At 73.0% G+C, this 24016-nt stretch carries 23 protein-coding genes; 9 read left to right on the top strand and 14 right to left on the bottom strand.

What is annotated here, in order from left to right; genetic code table 11:
- Window positions 1-7: 7 nt before the first annotated feature.
- Window positions 8-418 (bottom strand): PaaI family thioesterase, encoded by a 411-nt coding sequence (locus tag G6038_RS00750; protein ID WP_165035418.1) that lies wholly within the window; start codon window positions 416-418, stop codon window positions 8-10.
- A gap of 52 nt (window positions 419-470) precedes the next feature.
- Here G6038_RS00750 and G6038_RS00745 point away from each other — a divergent pair, with 52 nt between their 5' ends.
- Genes G6038_RS00745 through G6038_RS00735 form a run of 3 tightly spaced genes read left to right on the top strand, consistent with a single transcriptional unit; the run spans window position 471 to window position 2092 of the window.
- A complete protein-coding gene (locus G6038_RS00745; protein WP_206024056.1) occupies window positions 471-1022 on the top strand; it encodes a helix-turn-helix domain-containing protein in 552 nt (183 codons plus the stop codon).
- Complete coding sequence (locus G6038_RS00740) at window positions 1019-1795, top strand: alpha/beta fold hydrolase (RefSeq protein ID WP_165035417.1); 777 nt, start codon at window positions 1019-1021, stop codon at window positions 1793-1795. The genes G6038_RS00745 and G6038_RS00740 overlap by 4 nt, the downstream gene beginning before the upstream one ends.
- Window positions 1796-2092 (top strand): MGMT family protein, encoded by a 297-nt coding sequence (locus tag G6038_RS00735; protein ID WP_165035416.1) that lies wholly within the window; start codon window positions 1796-1798, stop codon window positions 2090-2092.
- Window positions 2093-2098: 6 nt separating this feature from the next.
- On the opposite strand, the gene G6038_RS00730 is transcribed toward G6038_RS00735, so the two are convergent.
- Complete coding sequence (locus G6038_RS00730; protein ID WP_165035415.1) at window positions 2099-3535, bottom strand: PLP-dependent aminotransferase family protein; 1437 nt, start codon at window positions 3533-3535, stop codon at window positions 2099-2101.
- Between the two features lie 61 nt (window positions 3536-3596).
- Here G6038_RS00730 and G6038_RS31765 point away from each other — a divergent pair, with 61 nt between their 5' ends.
- Complete coding sequence (locus tag G6038_RS31765; protein WP_276613786.1) at window positions 3597-3725, top strand: hypothetical protein; 129 nt, start codon at window positions 3597-3599, stop codon at window positions 3723-3725.
- Window positions 3726-3771: 46 nt separating this feature from the next.
- Window positions 3772-5508, top strand: a complete 1737-nt coding sequence (locus tag G6038_RS00725; RefSeq protein WP_165035414.1) for an NTP transferase domain-containing protein — start codon at window positions 3772-3774, stop codon at window positions 5506-5508.
- Between the two features lie 12 nt (window positions 5509-5520).
- On the opposite strand, the gene G6038_RS00720 is transcribed toward G6038_RS00725, so the two are convergent.
- The 7 genes from G6038_RS00720 to G6038_RS00690 all read right to left on the bottom strand — a co-directional run bounded on the left by G6038_RS00720 (window position 5521) and on the right by G6038_RS00690 (window position 14981).
- Window positions 5521-7023 carry an FUSC family protein gene (locus G6038_RS00720; protein WP_346772710.1) on the bottom strand — a complete coding sequence of 501 codons (1503 nt, stop codon included), beginning with the start codon at window positions 7021-7023 and terminating at the stop codon, window positions 5521-5523.
- A 152-nt stretch (window positions 7024-7175) separates the two neighbouring features.
- Window positions 7176-7880, bottom strand: a complete 705-nt coding sequence (locus tag G6038_RS00715; protein WP_165035413.1) for a sirohydrochlorin chelatase — start codon at window positions 7878-7880, stop codon at window positions 7176-7178.
- 44 nt (window positions 7881-7924) lie between these two features.
- Window positions 7925-9082: a uroporphyrinogen-III synthase gene (locus tag G6038_RS00710; RefSeq protein ID WP_165035412.1), complete on the bottom strand. Its 1158-nt coding sequence runs from the start codon at window positions 9080-9082 to the stop codon at window positions 7925-7927.
- Window positions 9079-9501 (bottom strand): nitrite reductase small subunit NirD, encoded by a 423-nt coding sequence (gene nirD / locus G6038_RS00705; RefSeq protein ID WP_165035411.1) that lies wholly within the window; start codon window positions 9499-9501, stop codon window positions 9079-9081. Before nirD ends, G6038_RS00710 begins: the two co-directional genes overlap by 4 nt.
- Window positions 9502-9557: 56 nt before the next feature.
- The gene (gene nirB, locus G6038_RS00700; protein WP_165035410.1) at window positions 9558-12071 is read right to left on the bottom strand and encodes a nitrite reductase large subunit NirB; all 2514 of its coding nucleotides are present in this window, start codon (window positions 12069-12071) and stop codon (window positions 9558-9560) included.
- Window positions 12072-12113: 42 nt separating this feature from the next.
- Window positions 12114-13583: a nitrate/nitrite transporter gene (locus tag G6038_RS00695; RefSeq protein WP_165035409.1), complete on the bottom strand. Its 1470-nt coding sequence runs from the start codon at window positions 13581-13583 to the stop codon at window positions 12114-12116.
- Between the two features lie 96 nt (window positions 13584-13679).
- The gene (locus G6038_RS00690; protein WP_165035408.1) at window positions 13680-14981 is read right to left on the bottom strand and encodes an MFS transporter; all 1302 of its coding nucleotides are present in this window, start codon (window positions 14979-14981) and stop codon (window positions 13680-13682) included.
- A gap of 55 nt (window positions 14982-15036) precedes the next feature.
- On the opposite strand from G6038_RS00690, the gene G6038_RS00685 reads away from it, so the two are divergent.
- Window positions 15037-15702, top strand: coding sequence for an FCD domain-containing protein (locus G6038_RS00685; RefSeq protein WP_165035407.1), 666 nt, complete (start codon window positions 15037-15039; stop codon window positions 15700-15702).
- Here the strand turns inward: G6038_RS00685 and G6038_RS00680 are convergent.
- The 3 genes from G6038_RS00680 to G6038_RS00670 all read right to left on the bottom strand — a co-directional run bounded on the left by G6038_RS00680 (window position 15699) and on the right by G6038_RS00670 (window position 18847).
- Window positions 15699-16553 (bottom strand): TIGR02569 family protein, encoded by an 855-nt coding sequence (locus G6038_RS00680; RefSeq protein ID WP_165035406.1) that lies wholly within the window; start codon window positions 16551-16553, stop codon window positions 15699-15701. The two genes, G6038_RS00685 and G6038_RS00680, sit on opposite strands and share 4 nt — an antisense overlap.
- A 95-nt stretch (window positions 16554-16648) precedes the next feature.
- On the bottom strand, window positions 16649-17830 hold the full coding sequence (gene moeZ, locus G6038_RS00675) for an adenylyltransferase/sulfurtransferase MoeZ (RefSeq protein WP_165035491.1): 1182 nt from the start codon (window positions 17828-17830) through the stop codon (window positions 16649-16651).
- Between the two features lie 75 nt (window positions 17831-17905).
- On the bottom strand, window positions 17906-18847 hold the full coding sequence (locus G6038_RS00670; protein ID WP_240918249.1) for a DUF3152 domain-containing protein: 942 nt from the start codon (window positions 18845-18847) through the stop codon (window positions 17906-17908).
- A 349-nt stretch (window positions 18848-19196) separates the two neighbouring features.
- Between G6038_RS00670 and G6038_RS00665 the strand changes: the two genes are divergently transcribed.
- Window positions 19197-19874: a TetR/AcrR family transcriptional regulator gene (locus G6038_RS00665; protein ID WP_165035405.1), complete on the top strand. Its 678-nt coding sequence runs from the start codon at window positions 19197-19199 to the stop codon at window positions 19872-19874.
- Window positions 19875-19983: 109 nt separating this feature from the next.
- Here the strand turns inward: G6038_RS00665 and G6038_RS00660 are convergent, their stop codons facing one another.
- The gene (locus tag G6038_RS00660) at window positions 19984-20214 is read right to left on the bottom strand and encodes a DUF3107 domain-containing protein (RefSeq protein ID WP_165035404.1); all 231 of its coding nucleotides are present in this window, start codon (window positions 20212-20214) and stop codon (window positions 19984-19986) included.
- A 46-nt stretch (window positions 20215-20260) separates the two neighbouring features.
- The gene (locus tag G6038_RS00655; protein ID WP_029544591.1) at window positions 20261-20965 is read right to left on the bottom strand and encodes a ferritin-like fold-containing protein; all 705 of its coding nucleotides are present in this window, start codon (window positions 20963-20965) and stop codon (window positions 20261-20263) included.
- Window positions 20966-21171: 206 nt separating this feature from the next.
- On the opposite strand from G6038_RS00655, the gene G6038_RS00650 reads away from it, so the two are divergent.
- Window positions 21172-22773 (top strand): DEAD/DEAH box helicase, encoded by a 1602-nt coding sequence (locus G6038_RS00650; RefSeq protein WP_165035403.1) that lies wholly within the window; start codon window positions 21172-21174, stop codon window positions 22771-22773.
- Between the two features lie 9 nt (window positions 22774-22782).
- The gene (locus tag G6038_RS00645) at window positions 22783-24000 is read left to right on the top strand and encodes a hypothetical protein (protein WP_165035402.1); all 1218 of its coding nucleotides are present in this window, start codon (window positions 22783-22785) and stop codon (window positions 23998-24000) included.
- The last annotated feature ends 16 nt before the right edge of the window (window positions 24001-24016 follow it).

Genomic DNA, 24016 nt, shown 5'->3' with positions numbered 1-24016 from the left:
CGGCGAATCAGCCGGGCAACGGAACGTTCTGCAGCCGGACCTGACCGCGCGCCAGGGTCCTGCCGCTCGCGCTGCCGGTGACGGTGACGAGCCACAACTGCTGGACGCGGCCCTGCTGAAGCGGTTCGGCGACGACGTCGACGCGCTCACCCGTGCTCGAGCGCAGGAAGTCGGTGCTGTTGTGCACCCCGACCGCGAACTGGCCGCGGTCCCGGACAGCGGCGCTGGCCCCGACGCTGGCGGCGGATTCGACGGCGGTGGTGTACACACCGCCGTGCACGACGCCCCATGGGGTGTGATGGTCCCGGCTCAGATCGATGTGTCCCGAGACCCGGGTGCCGGAGACCTCGTCGAGCACGAGGCCCGCGGCCTGCAGGAAGGCGCTGCCGGCGGAAAGATCGGTGGAGGTGGTGTCCATGGCGCCACGCTAACTTCTGAAACAGAAGTTAGCAAGGAGTTAGCCTCGATGCATGCGCTGGTTGGAGACGGACACGGCAAACTGTTCCGTGCAGCGGACACTGGACGTGATCGGCGAGAAGTGGACCCTGCTCGTCCTGCGTGAGGCGTTCAACGGCGTGCGCCGGTTCGACGACATGCGGCGGCACGTCGGGATGTCCGAGCCGATCCTGGCCGACCGCCTGCGCAAACTGGTGGCCGCGGGAATCCTGCGCCCGGTGCCGTACCGGGAAGCCGGACACCGCACCCGCAACGAGTACCGGCTCACCGACAAGGGCCTGGACCTCTTCCCCGTCCTCGTCGCCCTGCTCCAGTGGGGCGACCGCTACTGCGCCGACGAGGACGGACCCCCCGTGGTGGTACGCGACCGGGTGAGCGGCCGGCCCGTCACCGCGGTGGTCGTTCCCGCCGGCACGGCCGGACTGACCGCCCGCGAGACCGAATCGACCCCGGGTCCGGGGGCCCGGCCCGTCCCCGCCGACCGGCCGGCACGGCCGCACCGGTCCCGCGCGAGTGCATCGGCCGCCACCGGAACCGGCCGCGGCCCTGACACAATCGACGGGTGAACGAACTGCACACCCACCTGTTCGGTCCCGTCGACGGCCCGCAGCTGCTCGCCCTGCACGGCCTCACCGGTCACGGCCGGCGCTGGGAGCACCTCGCGTCGGAGCACCTGCCCCAGGCCCGGGTCATTGCGCCGGACCTGCGCGGGCACGGCCGCTCCCCGTGGACGCCGCCGTGGAACTTCGAGACGCACGTACGGGACCTGCTCGCCGTCCTCGACGCCCACGCCTCGGGTCCGGTGCTGGTGGTCGGGCATTCGTTCGGCGGCGCCCTCGCCGTGCATCTGGCGGCGACCGCCCCCGAGCGCGTGCGCGGGCTGGTGCTGCTGGATCCGGCGATCGGGCTGCCGCCGGAACGCATGCTCGAGATCGCGGAGCTGACCGTGCAGCACCCCGACTACACCGACGCGGCCGAGGCCCGCGCCGACAAGGCGAACGGCGCGTGGGGCGAGGTCGATCCCGCGCTGCTCGACGCCGAACTCGCCGAGCACCTGATCACCCTCGACTCGGGCCGGGTCAACTGGCGCCTGTGCGTTCCTGCCCTCGTGACGTCGTGGAGCGAGCTGGCACGCGAGTTCGTCCTGCCCCCGGCGCACCTGCCCACGATCGTCGCGCGGGCCGCGAAGGTGCAGCCGCCGTACGTGACCGACGAGTTCCGTGCCGCCCTCGCCGACCGGCTCGGCACGAACCTCACGGCGCTCGACATCGACTGCGACCACATGATCGACCAGGCACGACCGGAGGAGACGGCGGCCCTCGTCCGGAAGCTGCTGTAGATGCCGGCGACGAGCGAGGCGGACGTCGAACGCGTCCGGGAGCTGGTGGCCTCCGTCCCCGAAGGCCGCGTGACCACCTACGGCGACGTCGCCGCGGCGGCCGGCCTGTCCAGTCCGCGCACCGTGGGCTGGATCATGCGGACCGACAGCGCGGACCTGCCGTGGCACCGGGTGGTCCCGGCCTCCGGGAGGCCCGCCGCGCACCTGGCCCACCGGCAACTCGCCCGGCTCCACCTCGAAGGCGTGCCGATCCGCGACGGCCGGGTCGATCTCGCGGCGGCGCGGCACCGCTTCTGAACCGGCTCACACCAGCGGTGGTGCCGCTCGCCGCGGCTCGAGGACGGCTGCGCCGAGCCCGGCCAGCACGTCGACCGCGGCGAGCAGTTCCGCGACCGGCCGGGTGAACGGCAGACGCTGATGGTCGTCGAACGCGTGGCCGGTGCCGAATCGGGTGCCCGGCAGCAGGACGAGTCCCTGCCGTTCCGCCGCGGCGACGAGACGGGTGGAGCCGATGCCGTCCGGCAGCCGGCACCACAGCGACAACCCACCCGCGGGCGGTACGAACCGCCACCCGGGCAGGCGTGCGGCGACGGCCGCCGCGAGCGCCTCCTGACGAGCGCGCAGCCCGGCGCGGCGCTCGTCGAGGATCCGCTGCCACTGCGCGAACAACTCCACTGCCGCGAGCTGGTCGAGGATCGACACGCCGAGCTGGCGCCGCAGTAGCACCTCCCGCACGCGGGCGACGGTCGCCCGGTCGCCGCGCACCCAGCCGATCCGGATGCCGCCCCAGACCACCTTGCTCAACGAGCCGACGTGCACGGTGGCCGCGTCCGGGACCGCCGCCCCGAACGGCTCGACGTCGTCGCCGGCGAACGACAGCTCCGCGGCGACCTCGTCGACGACGGTCAGGACGCGGTGCCGCCACAGGGTCGCGGCGAGTGACCGCCGCGCGGCCACGCTCAGGCTCGCGCCGGTGGGATTGGCGTGGTCGGGCATCAGGTACGCGACGGTCGGGGCGTGCTGCCGCGCGGCGCGATCGGCCTCGTCGACGATCACGTCGGGATCGTCGACGTCGACGGGCACGGCGACGGACTGGGCACCGGTCGCCGCGATCGTCTCGAGTGCGCCGGGATGGCTGGGATGCTGGTGCAGCACCCGTCGTCCGGCGCCGACCACGGTGTGCAGGACGGCGTCGAGCCCGTCCGCCGCGGCGGCGGTGATCAGCACCTGCTCGGGATCGGTCGGCAGTCCGCGCGCGGTGTACCGCGCCGCGACGGCGGCACGCAGCTCGGGCAGGCCGCTCGGCGCGTACCCGTGACCGGCGAGCAGGTCGGGCAGCCGGGTCTGCGCGGCCGCGTAGGCGGCGGGCAGCAGGGACGACGCCTCCGGGGCGGCGTTGCCCAGGTCGAGCACGCCGGGCACGGGGGCGCCGAGCGCGGTGCCCCACGGCTGCCGGCCGTCGGGAGCGGCAACGAACGTGCCCGCCCCGTGCCGGGTGAGCGCCCAGCCGTCGTCGCGCAGTTCGCCGTAGGCGGCGGCCACCGTGACGCGGCTGATGCCGAGCGCGTCGGCCAGCGCCCGTTCGGCGGGCAGGCGCGCGCCGACCGGGAGCCGGCCGTCGGCGATGCGCCGGCGCAGCGCGGCGGCGACGGCCCGGTACAGCGGACCGCGGTCGGCTTCGACGTCGCCGAGCAGCGCCGCGAGCCGGACCGCCGACGGGGTGGCGGACACGTCCTTCATACAGTCCACTTTCGCACGGTGGACCGGGATTCCCGGTCCACCGGCCCGAGAGAATAGGACCATGATCTTCCTGGTCGTTCTCCTCACCGCGCTCAGCCTGGCGGCGGCCACCTGGACAGTGCTGGACACCGCGCACGGTGGCCGGTGCGGGATCGGCGGGCCGCCGCGCAGTCACCACACGCCGGACTGACCCGGCCCGGCACACCGCGCCGGCCGGCGTCGGGCAGCATGAGCTCATGAGTTCGCTGACCGACGTCGAAGCCGTCATCGTCGCGGGCGGACGCGCGACCCGCATGGGCGGCGTCGACAAGCCCGCCCTCGTCGTCGGCGGGCGGCGCATGCTCGACATCGCGCTGGCCGCGGTGGCCGGGTGCCGCCGGACCACCGTCGTCGGACCTCGGCGCGACGATCTCGACCCAGCGGTGGTCCAGATCCAGGAGCAGCCCGCCGGGGCCGGGCCCGTCGCCGCCCTCGCCGCCGCGGGTATCCACGAACCGGTGGTGCTGACCCTCGCCGCCGACCTGCCGTTCCTCACCGCGGACACGGTCACCGCACTGGTGGAGACCCTGCGCGGCAACCCCGGGTCCGACGCGGCGTTCGCGGTCGACGACGCGGGCCGGATCCAGTTCCTGCTCGCCGCGTGGCGTGGTCCCGCGCTCGCCGGCCGCCTCGCCGCGCTGGGGACGGATCCGGCCAATCAGCCGATGAAGGCCCTGCTGCCGGAGCGCTACGCCACGGTCCCGGTCGCGGGGACCGCCGACTGCGACACACCGCAGGAGCTCGCGCAGGCCCGCGCCGCGCGTCCCGGGCTCGTCGCGGCCGACCCTGCCGCCGCCCGAGCGGAGATCCGACGGTCGTTGCCGCGGTTGCCGGTCCGTACCGTCGCGCCGCAGGAGGCGGAGGGTGCCACCCTCGCCGCGCCACTCGTCGCCGCCGAGGCCCTGCCGCGGGCCGCGGTGTCGGCGATGGACGGGTACGCCGTCGCGGGCGACGGTCCGTGGCTGCTGCGCGCCGAGGTCCACCGGGCCGGCGCGACCGAGCCGTTCACCCTGCAGAACGGCCAGGCCGCGCGGATCGCCACCGGGGCCTACCTGCCGCCCGGCGCGACGACGGTGGTGCGCGACGAGCACGTCGAGGTGGCCGACGGCACCGTGACCCGGATCCCCGGCGCCCCGGTGCGCGACGACGCGCGCCGTCGCGGGGAGGACTGGGCGCCCGGCGTCGAGCTTGCCGAGGCGGGCACCGCCCTGAGCCCGGCGGTGGTCTCCGCTGCGCTGAGCGGCGAGGTCCCCGCCGTGCAGGTCCGCGGCCCCGTGCGGGTGCACGTGGTCGTCACCGGCGACGAGATCCGCCGCGACGGGCCGCTGCGCGACGGCCAGACCCGCGATTCTCTCGGCCCCGTCCTGCCGCGGTTCGTGCGGTGGTGCGGCGCCGCCGTCGCCGGTGAGGCGCACCTGCGCGACACCGTCGACGGGTTCGACCGGTTGCTCCGCGACGCCATCGACGTCGACGCGATCGTCGTCGCCGGAGCGACCGGCGGCGGGGCCGCCGACCAGCTGCGGGCGGCGCTGGCCCGCGCCGGCGCGGCGATCGTCGTCGACCGGGTCCGGTGCAAGCCGGGCGGTTCCCAGGTGACAGCGGTGCTGCCGGACGGCCGCGTGGTGCTCGGCCTGCCCGGCAACCCGGTCGCGGCCGTCGCGACGCTGCTGGTGATGCTGCCCGCCGTCGTCGACGGGCTGACCGGACGACGGCCGGAGCCACCGTGGACCGCCCCGCTCGCCAACGCGTCGCAGGTGAGCGGGGACGTCACCCGGCTGCTGCCGGCGAGACAGACCGATCACGGATTGTGGGTGTGTGACAACGCGATCCGCACCGCACACCTGGCGGGGCTGATCGGGCGGCGGGCGATCGCGCTCGTGCCGCCCGGCGCGGCGGACGGCGATCCGGTGGAGCTGGTGCCGCTACCGCACTGACCGGCACGCCGGTCAGGCCGGGTGCGCGAGGACCCGGTATCCGGTCTCGTGGAGCCGCCGGTGCTCCGGCCACCGGTCGCGGGTCCAGCCGGGTTCGGTGTGGGCCGCGACGATCGCCGCGGTCGTCGCGGCGTGCAGGTCGAACTCGAGGTCGCGGCGCAGCTCCGGCAGGACGGTCCGCTCCCCCGTCGTGCGTGCCTGCACGATGGTGGCGACCGTCTCCGCGACCCGCGCGTCGGCGCAGCGCAGCACGCGACGATGCGCGAACGGCAGCACGAGCCACAGCACCGTGACGGCGACGAGCACGCCGATCACCGTCTCGAGCAGGCGGTCGCGGGCCACCCCGGCGAGGTCGTGCGGCACCCCCGCGCCGCCGAGCAGCAGCGCGAGCGGAGTGATGAACACCATCGCCACGCCGTAGTTCCGAACCAGGTATTCCTCCGTTCCGGCCAGCAACACCGCGACCACGACGACGAGGGCGACGGCCGTCGGCGCGGCCCACACGACCGCGGCCAGCACACCCAGACCCGCGACGGTGCCGGCGAACCGGTGCAGGCCGCGGTAGCTGCCCAGCACCCGGTCGGGTCCCTGATGCAGCACCATCGCCGCCGTGATCACCGCCCAGTCCGGTCGCCCGACACCGCACGCGAGCGCCAGTGCGCCCGCGGCGGGACCGGCCACGACGAGGCGGATGACGATGGTCCAGGACCGGCTGCCCGGCCGGGCGGCCCGCGCCAGCCGGTATCGCGCCGACGGGCGCGGCAGCGGTGGTTGCGGCCGCAGATCGTCGGTCTCGGAGGCGGCGCCCTCGTCGGTTCCGGCGACGACCGTCGCGAGCCGCAGGTGCGCCGCGCGGAGCGTCCGGGTCAGCGGATGCGCGCTCTCGCCCAGCCGCCCGTCGTGCAGGCACATCCACGCGGCGTGCAGCGCCCGAACCGCCTCGTGCCGCGGCCCGATCTCCGCCGGGGCGCGCAGGCAGGCGTCGACGGCGTTCACGGCCGCCGCTACCGCGGCACGCTCGGGTGTGCGGGGCCGGGTCACCGCGCCGGACATCGAGACCACCACCGCCGTGCCCGCGCCGGCCGCGGTCCACGACACGACCGCGCCGACCGGCACGCCGGCACTCGGCAGGGCCGCGGCGATCTCCAGGGTGAGCAGCGGCAGGAACGCACCGGGTGCCCCGAAGCGCAGCGCGTCGACCAGGAAGGCGCCCACGGCGACGACCGCTGTCATCGCCGCCACCAGCAGAAGCCACGTCCATTCCGATCCGGAATGCACGAGCGTGCCGACACCGGCACCCAGGCCGGCCAGCGCGACGAGCACCGCCGCGACGAACATCACCACCTTCCACCGCGCCCGGTAGGCGCGGCCCTCGCCGTAGACGACGGCGAACGCCCCGAGGGCGGCCGTCGCGGCGACGGGCCCGTGACCGAGCGCGAGGCCGGCCACGCCGGGCAGCGCCACCGCGGTGGCCGCACGCAGGGCGCCGGGCCAGCGCCGCCCGCGCCTGGGCACGCCGAGCAGGAGCGTCCGCGCAGGCCCCGGCGCCGGGAGCGGCGGGCACGCCGCGTCACTCCGGGACCCGGCTCCAGGCTCTGCCACCGCTTCGGACACGAGGAACGACGATACGGCGCGCACCCGCGGTCGACGGCGCCGTGTCGGCAAGGTCACCCGCGCAGCGGGCCTCCGGCGAGCAGCACGGTCGCCGCCGACCGGTACCGCTCGGCCACCAGGCGCACGATCGAGTCGTGCACTCCGAGCGGCGCCGATACCCCGTCGGCGCCCGCATCGGCGAGACGCGCGTGGAACAACCCGTCGGCGAGCAGGTACGACGCGACGAACACCCGGCGCGCACCCGCGGCGCGCAGTCCGGCGACGACGTCCGGCACGCGCGGGGCTCCCGTGGCGACGTACCCGACGCGCACGGCGACGCGCGCGAGCGCCGACAACATGTCCGCGGCCCGTCGCACGTCGCCGACGGCGCGTGGGTCGGAGGAGCCCGCCGCGGCGAGCACCACCGCGTCACCGGGCTTCCAGCCGGCCGCGGAGAGCCGCTGCAGCAGCACCCGTGCGAGCACCGGGTCGGGTCCGAGCGCGCGGGTGACCGCCACGGCGGGATGCCCACTGTCGGCGACCTCGCGTGGCACGTCGGCGTGCACGTGGTACCCGGAGGCCAGGAAGGCGGGCACCAGCACGGTGGGCCGGCCGGAATCGCGCAGCACCTCCGACGGCGAGGGTCCGAGGACGTCGACGAACGCGACGCGGGTGGCGCCCACGTCGCGGGAGACGGCGTCGGCGAGGGCCGCAATCGTCTCGACGCCGCGCGGATTGCGTGTGCCGTGGGCGACGAGCAGCAGAGCCGGGTCGATCATGGTCACAACTCCTGATCGGGAACGGGTCGGCCGGGACGGTGCCCCTAGCCGAGGGGGTATTCCTTGTCGGCGCAGCCCACCGGGTCGACCGCGAGCCGGTAGCCGCGCTTGACGACGGTCTGCACGATCGTGGGGGCGCCGAGCGCGGACCGCAGCCGCGCGACGGCGGTCTCCACGGCGTGGGTGTCGCCGCCACCGCCGGGCAGCGCGGCGAGCAGTTCCTCGCGCGAGACGACCCGCCCGGGCCGGGCGGCGAGGGTGCGCAACAGCGCCATCGCGGCGGGCGCCAGGCAGCGGATCTCGCCGTCGACCACGACGCAGCGGCCGCGGACGCTGAGCACGTGTCCCCCGGCCTCGATGCGGTGGGCGCGCCGCGGCAGCTCCTCGGCCAGGTGCCGGGCGAGGGATCCGAGCCGGGCCCGGGCCGGTGCCGAGACCGGCACCTCCAGCTCGACCAGCGGCGCGGCTGTCACGGGCCCCACGCACACCGCGGTGACCCCGGTGCGCAGCGCGCGCAGCATCAACTCGAGCATTCCGGTGGCCTTGGAACGCATCAGCAGCGACGCGACGGCCGGCGCGCTGGTGAAGCTCACCGCGTCGATGCTGTGGTCGGCGATCTGCTCGACGAGCCGGTCCATCGCGGTGGGGTCGTCGGGCGGGGTCCACCGATACACCGGGACCGCCACCACGTCGGCACCGGCGTCGCGCAGCACCTCGCACAGGTCCGCGCCGGGTTCCCACTCGGTGCGGGCGCCGTGCAGCTGCACCGCGATCCGCACCCCCTCCACGCCCTCGGCCAGCAGGTGCTCGAGCACCTCCGCGGACGACTCCGACGCCGGCGACCACTCCTCCCGCAGGTCGGCGGCCCGGATCGCGCCGGTGACCTTCGGCCCGCGGGCCAGGATGCGGCTGCCGCCCAGGGCCTCGCCGAGCTGCTCGGCGAGGCCCCAGCCGTCCGCGGCCCCCATCCAGCCGCGGAAGCCGATCGCCGTGGTGGCCACGGTGATGTCCGGCGGGGTCTCGAGGATGTCACGCGTCACGCGCTCGAGCTCGGCGTCGTCCGCGAGCGGGATGATGCGGATGGCGGGTGCGTGGACCACCTCCGCGCCGCGCCGGGTCAGCAGGGTGGCGAACTCGTCGGCGCGGCGCGCGGCGGTGATGCCGATCGTGAAGCCGTGCAGCGGCGCGTTGTCCTCGCTCACGAACGCTCGCCGTAACCGCGGTGCACGGGCACGAGGCTGTGGATCTGGACGACACCGGCCCACACCCGCACGTCGTACACGGGCAGGCGGACCGACGGGTCGTCGAGGCAGCGTCCGTCGTCCAGCGAGAAGACCTGCTTGAGCAGCGGCGAGGCGACGGTGGGCTCGCCGCCGCGGTCGCCGACGATCCCACGCGACATCACCGCGGCGCGGCCGAACGGGTCGAAGTTGCCCACCGCCCGCAGACTGCCGTCGTCGAGCCGGAACAGCGCCGCCTGCTCGCCGCCGCGCAGCAGCACGGCGGCACCGCGGCCGGGGATGAGGTGACTGAGCGGGCACGCCGACGTCCACTCCAGACGCCCGTCGTACACGCTGGCACGCGACGCGCGCTCGGGGGTGTGCGTCTCGATGACGGTCATGAATGTCCTCCTTGGAACTACGGACGGAATTCTCCGGGGCCGGTGTTTCTCGGGCGTTAACCCGAGATTCCCTCACGGTAAGAGGGCATTCCGACCAGCACCGGCACCTTCCGCCGGCCCGAGTCGTCGAACCGCACGGTCGGGTCGGCCACGTCGGGCGCGTTGACGAACGACACGAAGCGGGACAGCTTCTCGGGGTCGTCGAGCACTCCCTTCCACTCGTCCCGGTATCCGGCGACGTGCTTGGCCATCGCCGCCTCGAGTTCGTCGCCGATCCCGAGGCTGTCCTCGCACACCACCGCCTTCAGGTGCTCGAGTCCACCCTCGAGGGACTCGAGCCAGGGCGCGGTGCGCTGCAGGCGGTCGGCGGTGCGCACGTAGAACATCAGGAACCGGTCGATGTACTTGACGAGGGTCTCGTCGTCGAGACCACCGGCGAGCAGCTGCGCATGCTTGGGCGACTGGCCGCCGTTGCCGCACACGTACAGGTTCCAGCCGTTCTCCGTGGCGATCACCCCGACGTCCTTGCCGCGCGCCTCGGCGCACTCGCGGGCGCAGCCGGAGACGCCGAACTTGAGCTTGTGCGGTGAGCGCAGCCCGCGGTAGCGCAGCTCGAGGTCGACGGCCATGCCGACCGAGTCCTGCACCCCGTACCGGCACCACGTCGAGCCCACGCAGCTCTTCACGGTGCGCAGGGACTTGCCGTACGCCTGGCCGGATTCCATACCGGCGTCGACGAGCCGCTGCCAGATGAGCGGAAGCTGCTCGACCCGCGCACCGAACAGGTCGATGCGCTGGCCGCCGGTCATCTTGACGTACAGGCCGAAGTCGCGGGCGACCTCGCCGATGACGATGAGCTGCTCGGGGGTGCACTCGCCGCCGGGCATCCGCGGCACCACCGAGTAGGTGCCGTTCTTCTGGATGTTGGCCAGGAAGTGGTCGTTGGTGTCCTGTAGCGCCGCCTGCTGCCGGCCCAGGATGTGATCCGAGTCGGTCGAGGCGAGGATCGAGGCGACGACGGGCTTGCAGATGTCGCAGCCGGTCCCCCGGCCGTACTTGGAGATCAGTGCCGAGAACGTGCGGGTGTTCGTGGCCTGCACGATCTGGAACAGCTCGGCCCGGGACTGCTCGAAGTGCTCACACAAGGCCTTCGATATGACCACACCGGACGCCGCGAGGAGCTGCTTGACGGTGGGCAGGCAGCCGCCGCACGTGGTGCCGGCGCCGGTGCAGGCCTTGACCTGGGCGATGTCGCATGCGCCGTCTGCGATGGCACCGCAGATCGTCCCCTTCGTGACTCCGTTGCAGGAGCACACCTCGGCGTCGTCGGGCAGCGACCCGGCGCCCGGCTTCTCCCCCGCCGGGGAGATCAGCGTTGCGGGGTCGCCGGGCAGCTCCCGGCCGACGAGCGGCCGCAGCGACCCGTACGCGGAGGCGTCGCCGACGAGGATGCCGCCGAGCAGGGTCTTCGCGTCGTCCGAGACGACCAGCTTGGCGTAGGTGCCCTTCGCGGCGTCCGACAGCACGACCTCGAGGGCGCCCGGAGTGGTGGCGTGCGCGTCGCCGAAGCTCGCGACGTCGACGCCGAGCAGCTTGAGCTTGGTCGACAGGTCGGCGCCCGGGAACTCGGCGGCGCCGTCGAGGAGCCGGTCGGCCACCACCTCGGCCGTGCTGTAGCCCGGGGCGACGAGGCCGTAGCAGGTGCCCTCGACGGCCGCGCACTCGCCGATCGCGTAGATCGCGTCGTCGGTCGTGCTGCGGCAGCCGAGGTCGGTGCGGACACCGCCACGCGGGCCCAGCTCGAGCCCCGCGTCGCGGGCCAGTCCGTCCTGGGGACGGACACCCGCGGAGAACACGAGCAGCGCGGCGTCGATCACCGATCCGTCGGACAGCTCCACGCTCAACCCGCCGGGGCCTTCCGTGATGCCGGCGGTGCCGACGCCCGTGTGCACCGTCAGCCCGAGATCGGTGACGAGCCGGGCGAGGAGCGCACCGCCGCCCTCGTCGACCTGCAGCGGCATGAGCCGGGGCGCGAACTCGACGACGTGCGGCGTCATGCCCAGCATCCGCAGCGCGTTGGCCGCCTCGAGGCCGAGGAGCCCGCCGCCGACGACGACGCCGACTGCACCCGGAGCGGCCTGCTCCGCGCCGGCCCGGATGCCGTCCAGGTCCTCGATGGTCCGGTAGACGAAGCACCCGGCCAGATCCTTGCCGGGAATCGGCGGGACGAAGGGGTACGAGCCGGTGGCCAGGACGAGCGCGTCGTACCCGATCACCTCACCGGCGTCGGTGGTGACGGTGCGCCCGGCACGGTCGATCGTCGCGGCCCGGGTGCCGATCCTCAGGTCGACCAGGTCGTCGCCCTCGTACTCGTTGCCGGCGAGGGCGAGTTCCTTCGAATCCCACGAGCCGACATAGGACGACAGTCCCACGCGGTCGTAGGCGGGCACCGGTTCCTCGCACAGCACCGTCACCGACCAGAGGTTCTTCTCGTCGCGGGCGCGCAGCGCCTCGACGAAGCGGTGGCCCACCATGCCGTGTCCGACGACGACAACAGACTTGTGGCTCATACCGTTTCCTTCTTCCTTACGTGCGTGATGGGGCGGCCGTGGTCAGACGCGGGTGGCCACCGTGTCGGCGGTGACGTCGCGCTCTGCGGGCGTCTCCGCGGGAGGGGCAGTGGGACGGCGCAGGAACACGGCCCAGGTGACGACGATGCAGACCAGGTAGAAGGCGAGGAACACCCAGAACGCCATGGTCGCCGACTTGGCTTCGCTGCTGTAGGACGCGCGCAGCACCAGGTTGATCCCGACGCCGCCGAGGCCGCCGATGGCGCCGGCGAATCCGATCAGGGCGCCGGACATGCTGCGCGCCCATGCGGCCTTCCCGGCCCGGTCGAGCGAGTCGAGGCTCTGCGCCTTGGCCTCGAAGATGGACGGGATCATCTTGTAGACGGAGCCGTTGCCGATGCCCGAGAGCAGGAACAAGGCGATGAACCCGAGGACGAAGATCACCATGATGCCGCCGGTGGCGGCGCCGGCGGTGGCGTCGTCGAGGGTGCCGGCGGTGACGAGCAGTCCCGCCGCGAGGGCCATGGCCGCGAACGTGTACAGCGTGATCCGGCCGCCCCCGATCCGGTCGGCCAGCTTGCCGCCGAGCGGCCGGGCGATCGATCCGAGCAGCGGGCCGATGAACGCGATCTGCGCGGCGTGCAGGGAGGCCTCGGCGGCGGTCGCGCCCCCGGCGAGGAAGTTGATCTGCAGCACCTGGCCGAACGCGAAGCTGAAGCCGATGAAGGAGCCGAACGTGCCGATGTAGAGGAAGCTGAGGATCCACGAGTCGCGGTACTTCAGGGATTCACCCATCGCCCGCAGGTCGGCGCGCTGGTCACCGAGGTTGTCCATGAACAGGGCCGCGCCGAGCGCAGCGAAGGCACACAGCACCAGGTAGACGGCACACACGATCCACGGCTCGGTGTTGCCGACGGTGGCGATGACGAGCAGGCCGACGAGCTGGACCGCCGGCACGCCGATGTTGCCGCCGCCCGCGTTCAGGCCCAGCGCCCAACCCTTGAGCCGCTGCGGGTAGAAGGCGTTGATGTTGGTCATCGACGAGGCGAAGTTGCCGCCGCCGAGGCCGGCGACCGCGGCCACCACCAGGAAGGTGGTGTACGAGAAGCCGGGATTGAGCATCAGGTACAGGGCCGCGACGGTGGGGATCAGCAGCACCAGCGCGCTGAACACCGTCCAGTTGCGACCGCCGAACCGCGCCGTGGCAACGGTGTAGGGAATGCGCAGCAGCGAGCCCACGAGGGTGGGCACCGCGACGAGGAAGAACTTGCCGGCGGCATCGATGCCGTAGACGTCGGTGGGCATGAACAGCACCATCACGGACCAGATGGACCAGACGGAGAAGCCGACGTGCTCGGCCAGGACGGACCAGATCAGGTTCCGCTTCGCGATCTCCTTGCCACCGGCTTCCCATGCCGCCGTGTCCTCGGCGTCCCAGTGTTCGATGCGGTGCTTGCGCGCGAACTTCTCACGCAGGCCTTCGGTCGGTGATACTCCGGTTGTTGCGGCCACCCCATGTCCCTTCCTCGGGTCGGTATCGATGGACCCAAGGTAGGAAACGGGTGTTGCCGCGGTGCTGCCCTCGATGACTGCCGCGTCAAGAGATGCTCACCTGCGGCAGGAGGCCTCCGTGAGGTCGGCGCCGCGGGTGCGCGCGGGCTGTGGACCGGCGCCGGAGCCGCCCCAGGTGTCCTCGACGTACCGGGGCCGGCAGGCCACCCGGCCGGCGATCAGCACCACGAGCGCCGCACAACCGAGGAACGCGAACGGCGCCGTCCAGCCGCCGGTGGCCTCGTGCAGCACGCCCACCAGCACCGGCCCGAGGCATGCGACGGTGTAGCCGAGCCCCTGGGTGAAGCCGGACAGTGCCGCGGACGCTGCGTGGGTGCGGGTGCGCAGGTTGATCAGGGTGAGCGCCATCGGGAACGTGGTCGGCCCGACGCCGATCGCCACCACCCACAGGGCCGTGGCCGCCAGCGGCGCGAGCAGCAGACCGGTGAAGCCCACCGCGTAGCACGCCACGCACACCACGACGAGCAGGAACGGATCCCGCATGCGGGCGCACGCGGCGGGAGCGACGAACGAGGCGGTCAGGCCGACGAACGAGAACAGGGCGATCATGGCCCCGCCGAGCGCCTCGCTGCCGCCGGCGTCGAGCAGCACCGCGGGAATCCAGGTGAACATCGAGTAGGTGATCAGCGAGGTCATGCCGAACATGCCGGCCATGCCCCATGCGACGGGCGAGCGCCACACCCGGCCGGGCGTGGGCTCGGAGTGCGGGGCGTCGCCGGCGACCGGACGGGCTCCGCGGGCCCGGTACAGTACGCCGAGCCACGGGATCGCCGCGGCGAACGCCCACGCCGCCCACAGTCCGATGGACCACCGCCACCCGGCGGCCTCCGCGACCGGGACCGCGGCGAGGGCCGGCAGCACCGTCCCGATCTGGACGCCGACGATGTACACGGTGCTCACGACCGCCAGGCGGTCGGAGAAGTACCTCTTGACCAGTGGCGGGATCACCACGTTGCCGATCCCCATCCCGGCGAGCGCGAGCGCGGAGAACGCGAGCAGTGTCCACGTCTCGTGGGTCAGCGCGCGCGCTGCCATGCCGAATCCGGCGGCCAGCATCGCGACGAGGGCCGTGGCCTCGAGCCCGGCCCGGCGGGCGATGACGGGGGTGAGCAGCCCGAACACCGCGAACATCGCGGTCGGCACCATGCCGAACACGCCCACCACGGCGGGCGCGAAACCGAGCTCGGCGCGGATCTGCTCGGCGAGCGGGCTGAACGAGGTCACGGCGAGGCGCAGCGTGAGCGCGGACATCACGATCGCAACGAAGACCAGGAGCCGTCCCCGCAGGAGGGACGGGGACGAGGATCCGGCACCGGTGACAGCCACGAGCGAAATCATAGGATGACCCGACGTCTATCGTCGAAGGCGTTTTCCGGATGCAGGAAGGACCCCCATGCGTACCGTGCGACGCACCAGCCTCATCGCCCAGGTCACCGAGCAGTTGCGCGACCATATCCGCACCGGCGCCTGGGCGGTGGGCACCCGCATCCCTCCCGAACCCGCCCTGGCCGAGCTGACCGGAACAGGCCGCAACACCGTGCGCGAAGCCGTCCAGGCACTCGTGCACTCGGGGCTGCTGGAGCGGCGGCAGGGCTCGGGCACCTACGTCGTCGCCACCTCGGAGGTGGGCAGCGCTCTCGGCACCTACTTCGCCGACGCCCACGAGCAGGACGTGCTCGAACTGCGGCAGGCGCTGGACGTCACCGCCGCAGCGCTCGCCGCCCGGCGCCGCACCGACGCGGACGCCGTGCACCTGACCGAACTGTTCGACGCGCGGATGCGCGCGTGGGCCGACCCGCGTTCGGTCGCTGCCCTCGCCGCCGACGTCGCCCTGCACCGCGCGATCGTCGAGGCCAGCCACAACGCCGTCTACCTCGAGTTCTACGACTCGCTGCTGCCCGTCATCGAGGAGACGATCCGGCGCCGCGTCGACGAGACGGGGGCGGGGTTCCACGACGAGCACCGCGAACTGGTGCTCGCCGTCGTCGCGGGAGAGCCCGGCCGCGCCACGGCCGCCGCGCTCGCCATGTTCGGTGAGCTGCGCGGCAGCGAAGGCTAGACGAGCAGCCGCACCAGATCCGAGGTGTGTGCCAGCCCCGGGAACGCCTCCTCCGTGGAGCGCGGATGCAGGGCATGCACGGCGAGCCGGAACATCACCGCGCGCAACAGCATCTGCGGCCACTCCGGCAGGTCCTCCCACCGGCCGATGAGCTCGTCGTCGGCCCCGCCCCACGACAGCGCGTCGACGACGGCGACACCGGCCGCCCACGACGCGGGCCGCCAGTAGGGGGTGATGTCGGTCAGGCCGGGCGCGGCGCTGCCGGCGAAGAGCACGGTGCCGAACAGGTCGCCGTGCACGAGCTGATCGGGCAGGTGGACCGGCTTGCGCAGCGTCGCGAGCTGGTTGATCAGGTCGATGCTCTTGCGTCCGTCGGGGGTGACGGTTTCCGGGGCGCCGGCAGCGCGGGCGGTGCGCAGGGGCACCGCCTCCCACGCCGCGCGGTCGGCGGCGACGAACACGTCGACGTCCTCCCACGGCGCCACGGGCGGCTGCATGAGGAAGCGCGGCCGCTCCAGCTGGGCGGTGGCCGCGTGCAGCCGCAGCGACAGGGCCACCACCTCGTCGTGCCGCGGTTCGGAGGTGCCCACGATGTAGGTGTCGGCGCGCCAGCCGGAGACGACGTAGCGGCCGTCGGTGGAGCGAACGGGCCGCGCCAGCCGCACCCCGTCGACCCCGAGGGTCTCGCGCACCTTCGCCGACCACGCCGCCCGGGCATGGTCGGCGACCGGCGAGAGCACCACGTCGCCGCACCGCCAGCCTCCGTCCCAGTCCGCCCCGAGCGGGACCGGTTCGACGTCCCGGAGGCCGAAGGTCGAGCGCACGTGCTGCGGAGGTTCGAGGGGACTCACGGGGCACACCGTACAGTCGGCGCCGCCCCGTTCAGGGGAAGGCACTCCGTTACCCGGGGACACCATTCCCGCATCGTTATCTTCCCCGTGTTCCCTCAGTACACGGGCAGTGAGGGGTCCACCTGCTGCGCCCATGCGAGCACCCCGCCCTGCAGGTGCGTGGCGTCCGCGAAACCGGCCTTCTTCAGCACGGCGAGGGCCTCGGCCGAGCGGATCCCCGTCTTGCAGTGCAGCACGATCGGCCTGTGCTGCGGCAGCTCCGCCAGCGCCTCTCCGGAGAGGATGCGGTCCTTCGGGATCAGCCGTGCCCCCTCGATGTGGACGATGTCCCACTCGACCGGCTCGCGCACGTCGATCAGCTCGATCTCCCGGTCCGACTCGAGCAACCGGCGCAGCTCGGTCGGGGTGATGGTCGACTCGGCGAGGGCGGCGCCGTCGTCCGGCACCACACCACAGAAGGCGTCGTAGTCGACCAGCTCCGTCACCGGCACCCGGCCCGGATCGCGGCGCAACCTCACCGTCCGGTAGCTCATCGCGAGAGCGTCGTAGATCATCAGGCGTCCGAGCAGCGACTCGCCGATGCCGGTGATCAGCTTGACCGCCTCGGTGGCCATGATCGACCCGACGGACGCGCAGAGCACCCCGAGCACGCCGCCCTCGGCGCAGGACGGGACCATCCCGGGCGGGGGCGCCTCCGGGTACAGGTCCCGGTAGTTCAGCCCCCGCCCGTCGGGCGCGGCCTCCCAGAACACCGACACCTGTCCCTCGAACCGGAAGATCGACCCCCATACGTACGGCTTGCCGGCGAGGACCGCGGCGTCGTTGACGAGGTAACGGGTGGCGAAGTTGTCGGTGCCGTCGAGGATCAGGTCGTACTGCTCGAACAGTGCGACGGCGTTGCCGGGGTCCAGGCGCACCGGGTGCAGCCGCACCTCCACGTTGTCGTTGATCCCGCGGATCGTGTCGCGAGCGCTCTCGCCCTTGGGGCGGCCCACGTCGGCGATCCCGTGGATCACCTGCCGTTGCAGGTTGGACGATTCGACATCGTCGAATTCGACGATGCCGAGGGTGCCGACACCGGCCGCGGCGAGATAGAGCAGCACCGGCGAACCCAGGCCGCCGGCGCCGATGCACAGCACCCGCGCGTTCTTCAACCGCCGCTGCCCCACCACCCCGACCCCGGGGATGATCAGGTGCCGGCTGTAGCGGGCCACCTCCTCGCGGGTCAGCTCCGCAGCGGGTTCCACCAGAGGTGGCAGTGCAGCGGGTTCCACCAGAGGTGGCAGTGCAGCGGGATCCACCGGAGGTGGCAGTGGGGTCACGACAGCTCCTCGGCCGGCTCGATCGGGCGGTTACCCGATTGTCCCATCCTCACCCCGCGGATACGGCCACGGATTGAACCTGCAGGTGAGCCCGTCGCGGGGGACGAGACCCTCCGGGTCGAGGCCGGCGATGACGTCGTTGGCGGTGCCGAAGGACTGCTGCATCATGATCGGCGCGAGGCCCCCGTCGCTGCCGCACCCCTCGTGGGCGGCGAAGCCGATGGCGTGCCCGACCTCGTGGTTGATCTGATACTGGCGGTAGGAGCCGATGTCACCCTGGAACGCGACGGCGCCACGCACCCACCGGGGCTCGTTGAGCAGGACCCGGCCCAGGCCCGGGTTGTAGCACGACACCTCCAGTTCGATGTCGTACCCGCAGCCCTGCCGGATCGTCATCTGGGACGTCAGCGACACCCGGAAGTCGGGCTCGCCCTGATCGACGCGACGGAACGCGAACGCCGGATCCAGGGTCCAGCTCTTCGGGTTGGCCAGGGTCTCGTCGACCATCCGGGCGAACGCCGCGTCGCCGCCGTAGCCGGTGGCGTCCACGCCGTCCTCGATCTCCACGGTGTAGGTGTAGACGCGTCCGGTGCCGACCTGACCGCTGGTCCCGGGCACCACCCGCCAGGTGCCGGCCCCGGCCACCGTGAACGGCCCGCCGTCCGGGAGCGCACCGGACGGCAGATCGGCGGGGAACGTACCGTCCGCGACCGGCGCGGGCACGCCCACGACGTCGCCGGGTGCGGCCGCCGCGTCGCCGGCCGCCGTGGCCTCGGGCGTGTCGCCACCGGTGCGCAGCGCATCCACCAGGACGATCACCGTGAGGACCGCGAGGACGGGGATGGCGTAGGCCCGCCAACCGTAGGTCGCGACGAACCGGCCGAGCCGGGTCTGCCTGCGCACTCCGCGGTCCGGCCGCGGCGGACGAGACCCCTTCTCCCCGCCCGAGACGGGGTCCCACTGAGCTCGCAGGGGCTGGTGGGAAGGGGCGCGGGTGCGTCGCCGGTCGGACGTCCGGTCCTCGGGTGTCCGGCGCGGACTGCGCACCGGGCGGCGCGGTGTGTCCGTCACGCCGGCTCCTGCTCGGTCGGTCACGGTTGCCAGAATCTCATACGGCCGTCGCCGGCCGTGCCGGGTCGCCGAGCGCGGGTGCCGACCGCCGCCACGCCGATGTGGCGCCGCGCACAGTGGGCCTCCGGCTGGGATACTCGTGGGTAGGGGTGCACGGCACCTCGAGGCCCCCCGGCCTGTAACGTGCAGAGACGATTGCACGTCGTAGTGGTAGGCATCACTTCGACGAATTTTTCGGATTGGGAGCGACATGACCGAACTCGCAGCCCGGACATCGTCCGGCCGCGCCACCAGCTCGGGCAACGGCACCGGCACTCGACGCGGCGCCCGGATGCCGCGGGACGAGCGCCGGGTCCAGCTCCTCGCTGCAGCCAGCGAAGTCTTCGTCACCCGCGGATACCACGCGGCCGGCATGGACGAAATCGCCGAGTGCGCCGGGGTCAGCAAGCCGGTGCTGTACCAGCACTTTCCCGGCAAGCTCGAACTGTACTGCGCTGTGCTGCAGAGCTACGTCGACAGCCTGATCTCCGGGGTCCGCCAGGCCCTGCGGTCGACCACCGACAACAGGCAGCGCGTGCGCGCCGCGGTGCAGGCGTTCTTCGACTTCGTCGACAACGACTCGCAGGGTTTCCGGCTGGTGTTCGAATCGGACCTGATGGGCGAGCCGCAGGTCGCCCACCGCGTGGAGCAGGCCACCGAGGCCTGCGTCGACGCGGTGTTCGACCTGGTGAGCCACGACTCCGGTCTCGACCCGTACCGGGCGCGCATCCTGGCGGTCGGCCTCGTCGGCACCAGCCAGTTCACCGCCCGCTACTGGCTCGAGGCCGCCCGGCCGATTCCGAAGGAGGACGCCGTCGACACCACGGTCGCTCTCGCCTGGGGTGGACTCTCGCACGTGCCGCTGCAGCCGGAGCTGCGCAGGCGGTGACCCGCCGGCGCCGACCCGACGGCGGTGACCCGCCGGCATGGTTGCGCCCACGACGACAGAAGGGCCGGGGCATCAGCCCCGGCCCTTCTGTCGTCGTGACGCCGTCCTTCTAGGTCGCCGCGAACCCGACCTTGCGAATGTCGGCGGGGCCGATCTCGACGTAGGTGACCCGCGACGCCTGCACGATGAGCTTGCGGCCCTTCTCGTCGACGAGTGTCAGCACGCCGTCCTTCTCGCCGGCCAGGGCTTGCGCCACGAGCGACTCGACCTCTTCGGGCGTCTGCTCGCTGATCACGGTGAGCTCGCGGGGACTGTCCGCAACACCGATCTTGACCTCCACGGTCGACCTCCGAACTCTCAGGGCTCTACAGCTGTCCCCGCCCAGGCTAGTGCAGCCCCAGCACTGCCATCCGCTCGGCGTGCTCGAGCTGCATCCGGTCGAACAACGCGGCAATGTCGGTGAGATCACCGGACGCGGCGATCACCAGATCGGTGAGGTCCTCACGCTGGGCCATCACGTACTGCGCCTGGGTGATGGCCTCACCGAGCAGCCGCCGTCCCCACAGCATCAGCCGGTCCTTGTCGGCGGCGCTGCGCCGCACCGCCTCGCGCACCTCGTGCACCACGAACTCCGAGTGCCCGGTCTCGGCGAGGACCTCCCGCACGACCTCCGCCACCTCGGGGGCGAGGGTGCCGGCGATCTCGCGGTAGAAGTCGGCGGCGATGCCGTCGCCGACGTACGCCTTGACCAGCGACTCGTGCCAGTTCGAGGGGTTCGTGGACGCGTGGTACGCGTCGAGGGCGCGCCGGTAGGGCTCCATCGCCGTGTAGATCTCCACGCCGCGCGCGGTGAGCGCGGCATGCAGCGTCTCGAAGTGGCTCATCTCCGCGGCGGCCATGCTCGCGAACGCCACCCGCCCCTGCAGGCTCGGCGACATCCGCGCGTCGTCGGCGAGGCGGTAGAAGGCCGAAATCTCACCGTAGGCGAGCACCGCGAACAACTCGGCGACGCCGGGATGATCGGCCGGGACGCGCGCCGGGGCGGCGGGTGGACGAGACTCTGCGGCGGACGGCGACGTTTCGGCTCCCATGACGACACAGCGTAGTACCCAGCCGTCGACGGCGCGGCTCACGGTACAATGGTCCTGGAAGGCCGCGCCTCGAGGCGCCGACCACCGGCCCCCGCGGACTTCACCGATGATGTGCGCGCACCCGATCGCAGATCGCAGCCGCGCCTCGCAGAGCCCGTTCCGGTCGCTCTCGCTGAGGCGCAGGCCGGTCGCCTCTCCACTCGTGCGTGCGTGCCGAGACCAGGAAGGCCAGACCCCTGAGCAAGATCACTGTCGACCACGAAGACGACGCCACCGAAACCACGGTGTCGGCCCAGCTCGACTCCACCCACATCCCGCCCACGTTCGGCGAGCTGGGCGTGCGGGACGAGATCGTCCGCGCTCTGGCCGAGATGGGCATCGAGCGCACCTTCGCCATCCAGGAGCTGACGCTCCCCCTCGCTCTCGCCGGCGACGACCTGATCGGACAGGCCCGCACCGGCATGGGCAAGACCTTCGGGTTCGGTGTCCCGCTGCTGCACCGCCTCACCACCACCGCGTCCGGCACCACCGCCCTCGACGGCACGCCCCGTGCGCTGGTGATCGTCCCGACGCGCGAGCTGTGCGTGCAGGTCACGCAGGACCTCGAGAACGCCGCCAAATATCTCCGCGGCGCCGACGGGCCGCTGAAGGTTCTGTCCATCTACGGCGGGCGCCCGTACGAGACGCAGGTCGACGTGCTGAAGAAGGGCGTCGACGTCGTCGTCGGCACCCCGGGCCGGCTGCTGGACCTCGCCAACCAGGGTCACCTGATCCTCGGCAAGATCGGCATCCTGGTGATGGACGAGGCTGACGAGATGCTCGACCTCGGCTTCCTCCCGGACATCGAGCGCATTCTCGGCATGGTGCCCGACCGCCGCCAGACGATGCTGTTCTCGGCGACGATGCCCGGCCCGATCATCACGCTCGCCCGCACCTTCCTCACGCGCCCGACGCACATCCGGGCCGAGGAGCCGGAGTCCTCCGCGGTGCACGAGCGCACCCACCAGCTCGTCTACCGCGCGCACGCCCTCGACAAGGCGGAGCTGGTGGCGCGAGTGCTGCAGGCCGAGGGCCGGGGCGCCACGATGATCTTCACCCGCACCAAGCGCACCGCACAGAAGGTCGCCGACGAGCTCGCCGAGCGCGGCTTCGCCGTCGGAGCCGTGCACGGCGACCTGGGGCAGATCGCCCGGGAGAAGGCCCTCGACAAGTTCCGCAAGGGCAAGATCGACGTGCTCGTGGCCACCGACGTGGCTGCGCGCGGGATCGACATCGACGACGTCACCCACGTCGTGAACTACCAGTGCCCCGAGGACGAGAAGACCTACGTCCACCGCATCGGCCGCACCGGCCGGGCGGGGCGCACCGGCATCGCCGTCACCCTGGTGGACTGGGACGACATCCCGCGCTGGCACCTCATCGACAAGGCCCTCGACCTCGGCCTGTCCGACCCGGTCGAGACGTACTCGAGCTCGCCGCACCTGTTCGAGGAGCTGGGCATCCCCGAAGGCACGACCGGCACGGTCCGCAAGGCGCCCGCGGAGCGGCCCGCCCGCGAAGAGGCCGCCGAGGACGCGGCACGACCCAAGCGCACCCGGGTCCGCCGGCGCACCCGCGGTGGCCGGCCCGACTCCGGCGGTGCCGAGAACAGCGGCGCCGAGCCCGAGAACACGAGCGCCACGTCGGAGCAGGCCGAGGACTCCGGGGACGGAACGGCGGCGCCCGCACGCCGGCGCCGGCGCCGGCGCCGCGGCGGTTCCTCCGCGACGGCGAAGAGCGACACGGTCACGGCTTCGGCTGCCCAGTAGCCGGCCGCGATGCTCGCACCGGAGCGCAGAACCCGGGCGGACCTGATCGCAGCTCTCCTGCTCGCCGTCGCGGTCGTCGCGGCGGCGAGCGTCGTCTGGCTGCGGTCGGACGCGCGCGGCACCGTGTCCGTCACGACCGACGCGGCACCCGAGGCGCCGGCGTCCGCGACGGCGGTGCCGTCGACCCTGACGGAGGCGTGGCGCGCGCCCAGCGGCGCGACGTCCCGTCCGATCGCGGTCGGAGGTGTCGTGGTCACCGGCGACGGCGGCACGGTCATCGGCCGCGCCCTCGACTCGGGCGCCGAGCTGTGGCGTTACGGCCGCGACATGCCGTTGTGCGGCGTCGTGGAGAACTGGCGCACCGCCGTCGCGGTGTACCGCGACCAGCGGGGATGCAGCCAGGTGACCCAGCTGGTCCCCGATTCGGGGATGCGGGGGGCGCAGCGTTCGAGCGACGCCGACGACGCAGTGACCCTCACCGCCGCCGACACCCACGTGATCTCGCGGGGCGAGACCCGCCTCGAACTGTGGCGGTCGGATCTCGTGCGCACGCTCGAGTACGGGCGCGTGGACGCGCCCGTCGTGCCGGGGGCGCAACCCCGCAACGGGTGCACGCTGCGCTCGGCCGCGGCGAGCAACACCCGGTTGGCGGTCGTCGAACGCTGCCCGGGCGAAGAGGCGGACCGGTTGACGCTGCTCGAGACGACCCCGGAGGCGGACTCCCAACCGACGGAGATCGCCTCGTCGGTGCTGCCGGAACTGGGGCCGGACGACGCAGGTACGCGCGTCGTCGCGGTGACCGGGGAGCGCACGGTGCTGTACCTGCCGCCCACTGCCTCCTCCGGGCCCGTGCTCGCCGTGTACGACGCCGCCGGCACGCTGACCGCCCGGCACCCGCTGGCGGCCGCGGCGACGCCGGAAGCGGTGTTCCCCGCCGCGGTGCAGGGTTCGTTCCTCACATGGTGGTCGGGCACGGAGACCGTCGCCCTCGGCGGCGACGACCTGGTGCCGCGGTGGACGCTGCCCGGGACGACGGGCACCGGCGCCGCCATGGCCGGAGCGCTGCTGATGCCGGTGCGCGACGCCCTCGCGGTGGTCGAGCCTGCCACCGGGGCGGTGCAGGACCGGATTCCGGTCGTGCGCGACGAGGCGGCGGTGGTGAACGTGGCGGTCGCCGGGAGTTCGGTGCTCGAGCAGCGCGGGCCGCTGGTCGTGGTGCTGCGGTGAGCCCCGAGGAACTCAC

It is taken from the genome of Rhodococcus sp. 14C212 (assembly GCF_011058195.1).
Classification (GTDB): Bacteria; Actinomycetota; Actinomycetes; order Mycobacteriales; family Mycobacteriaceae; genus Rhodococcus; species Rhodococcus aetherivorans.
The sequence above is the reverse complement of the archived record's forward strand: the minus strand, read 5'-3'. Positions and strand labels throughout refer to the sequence as shown.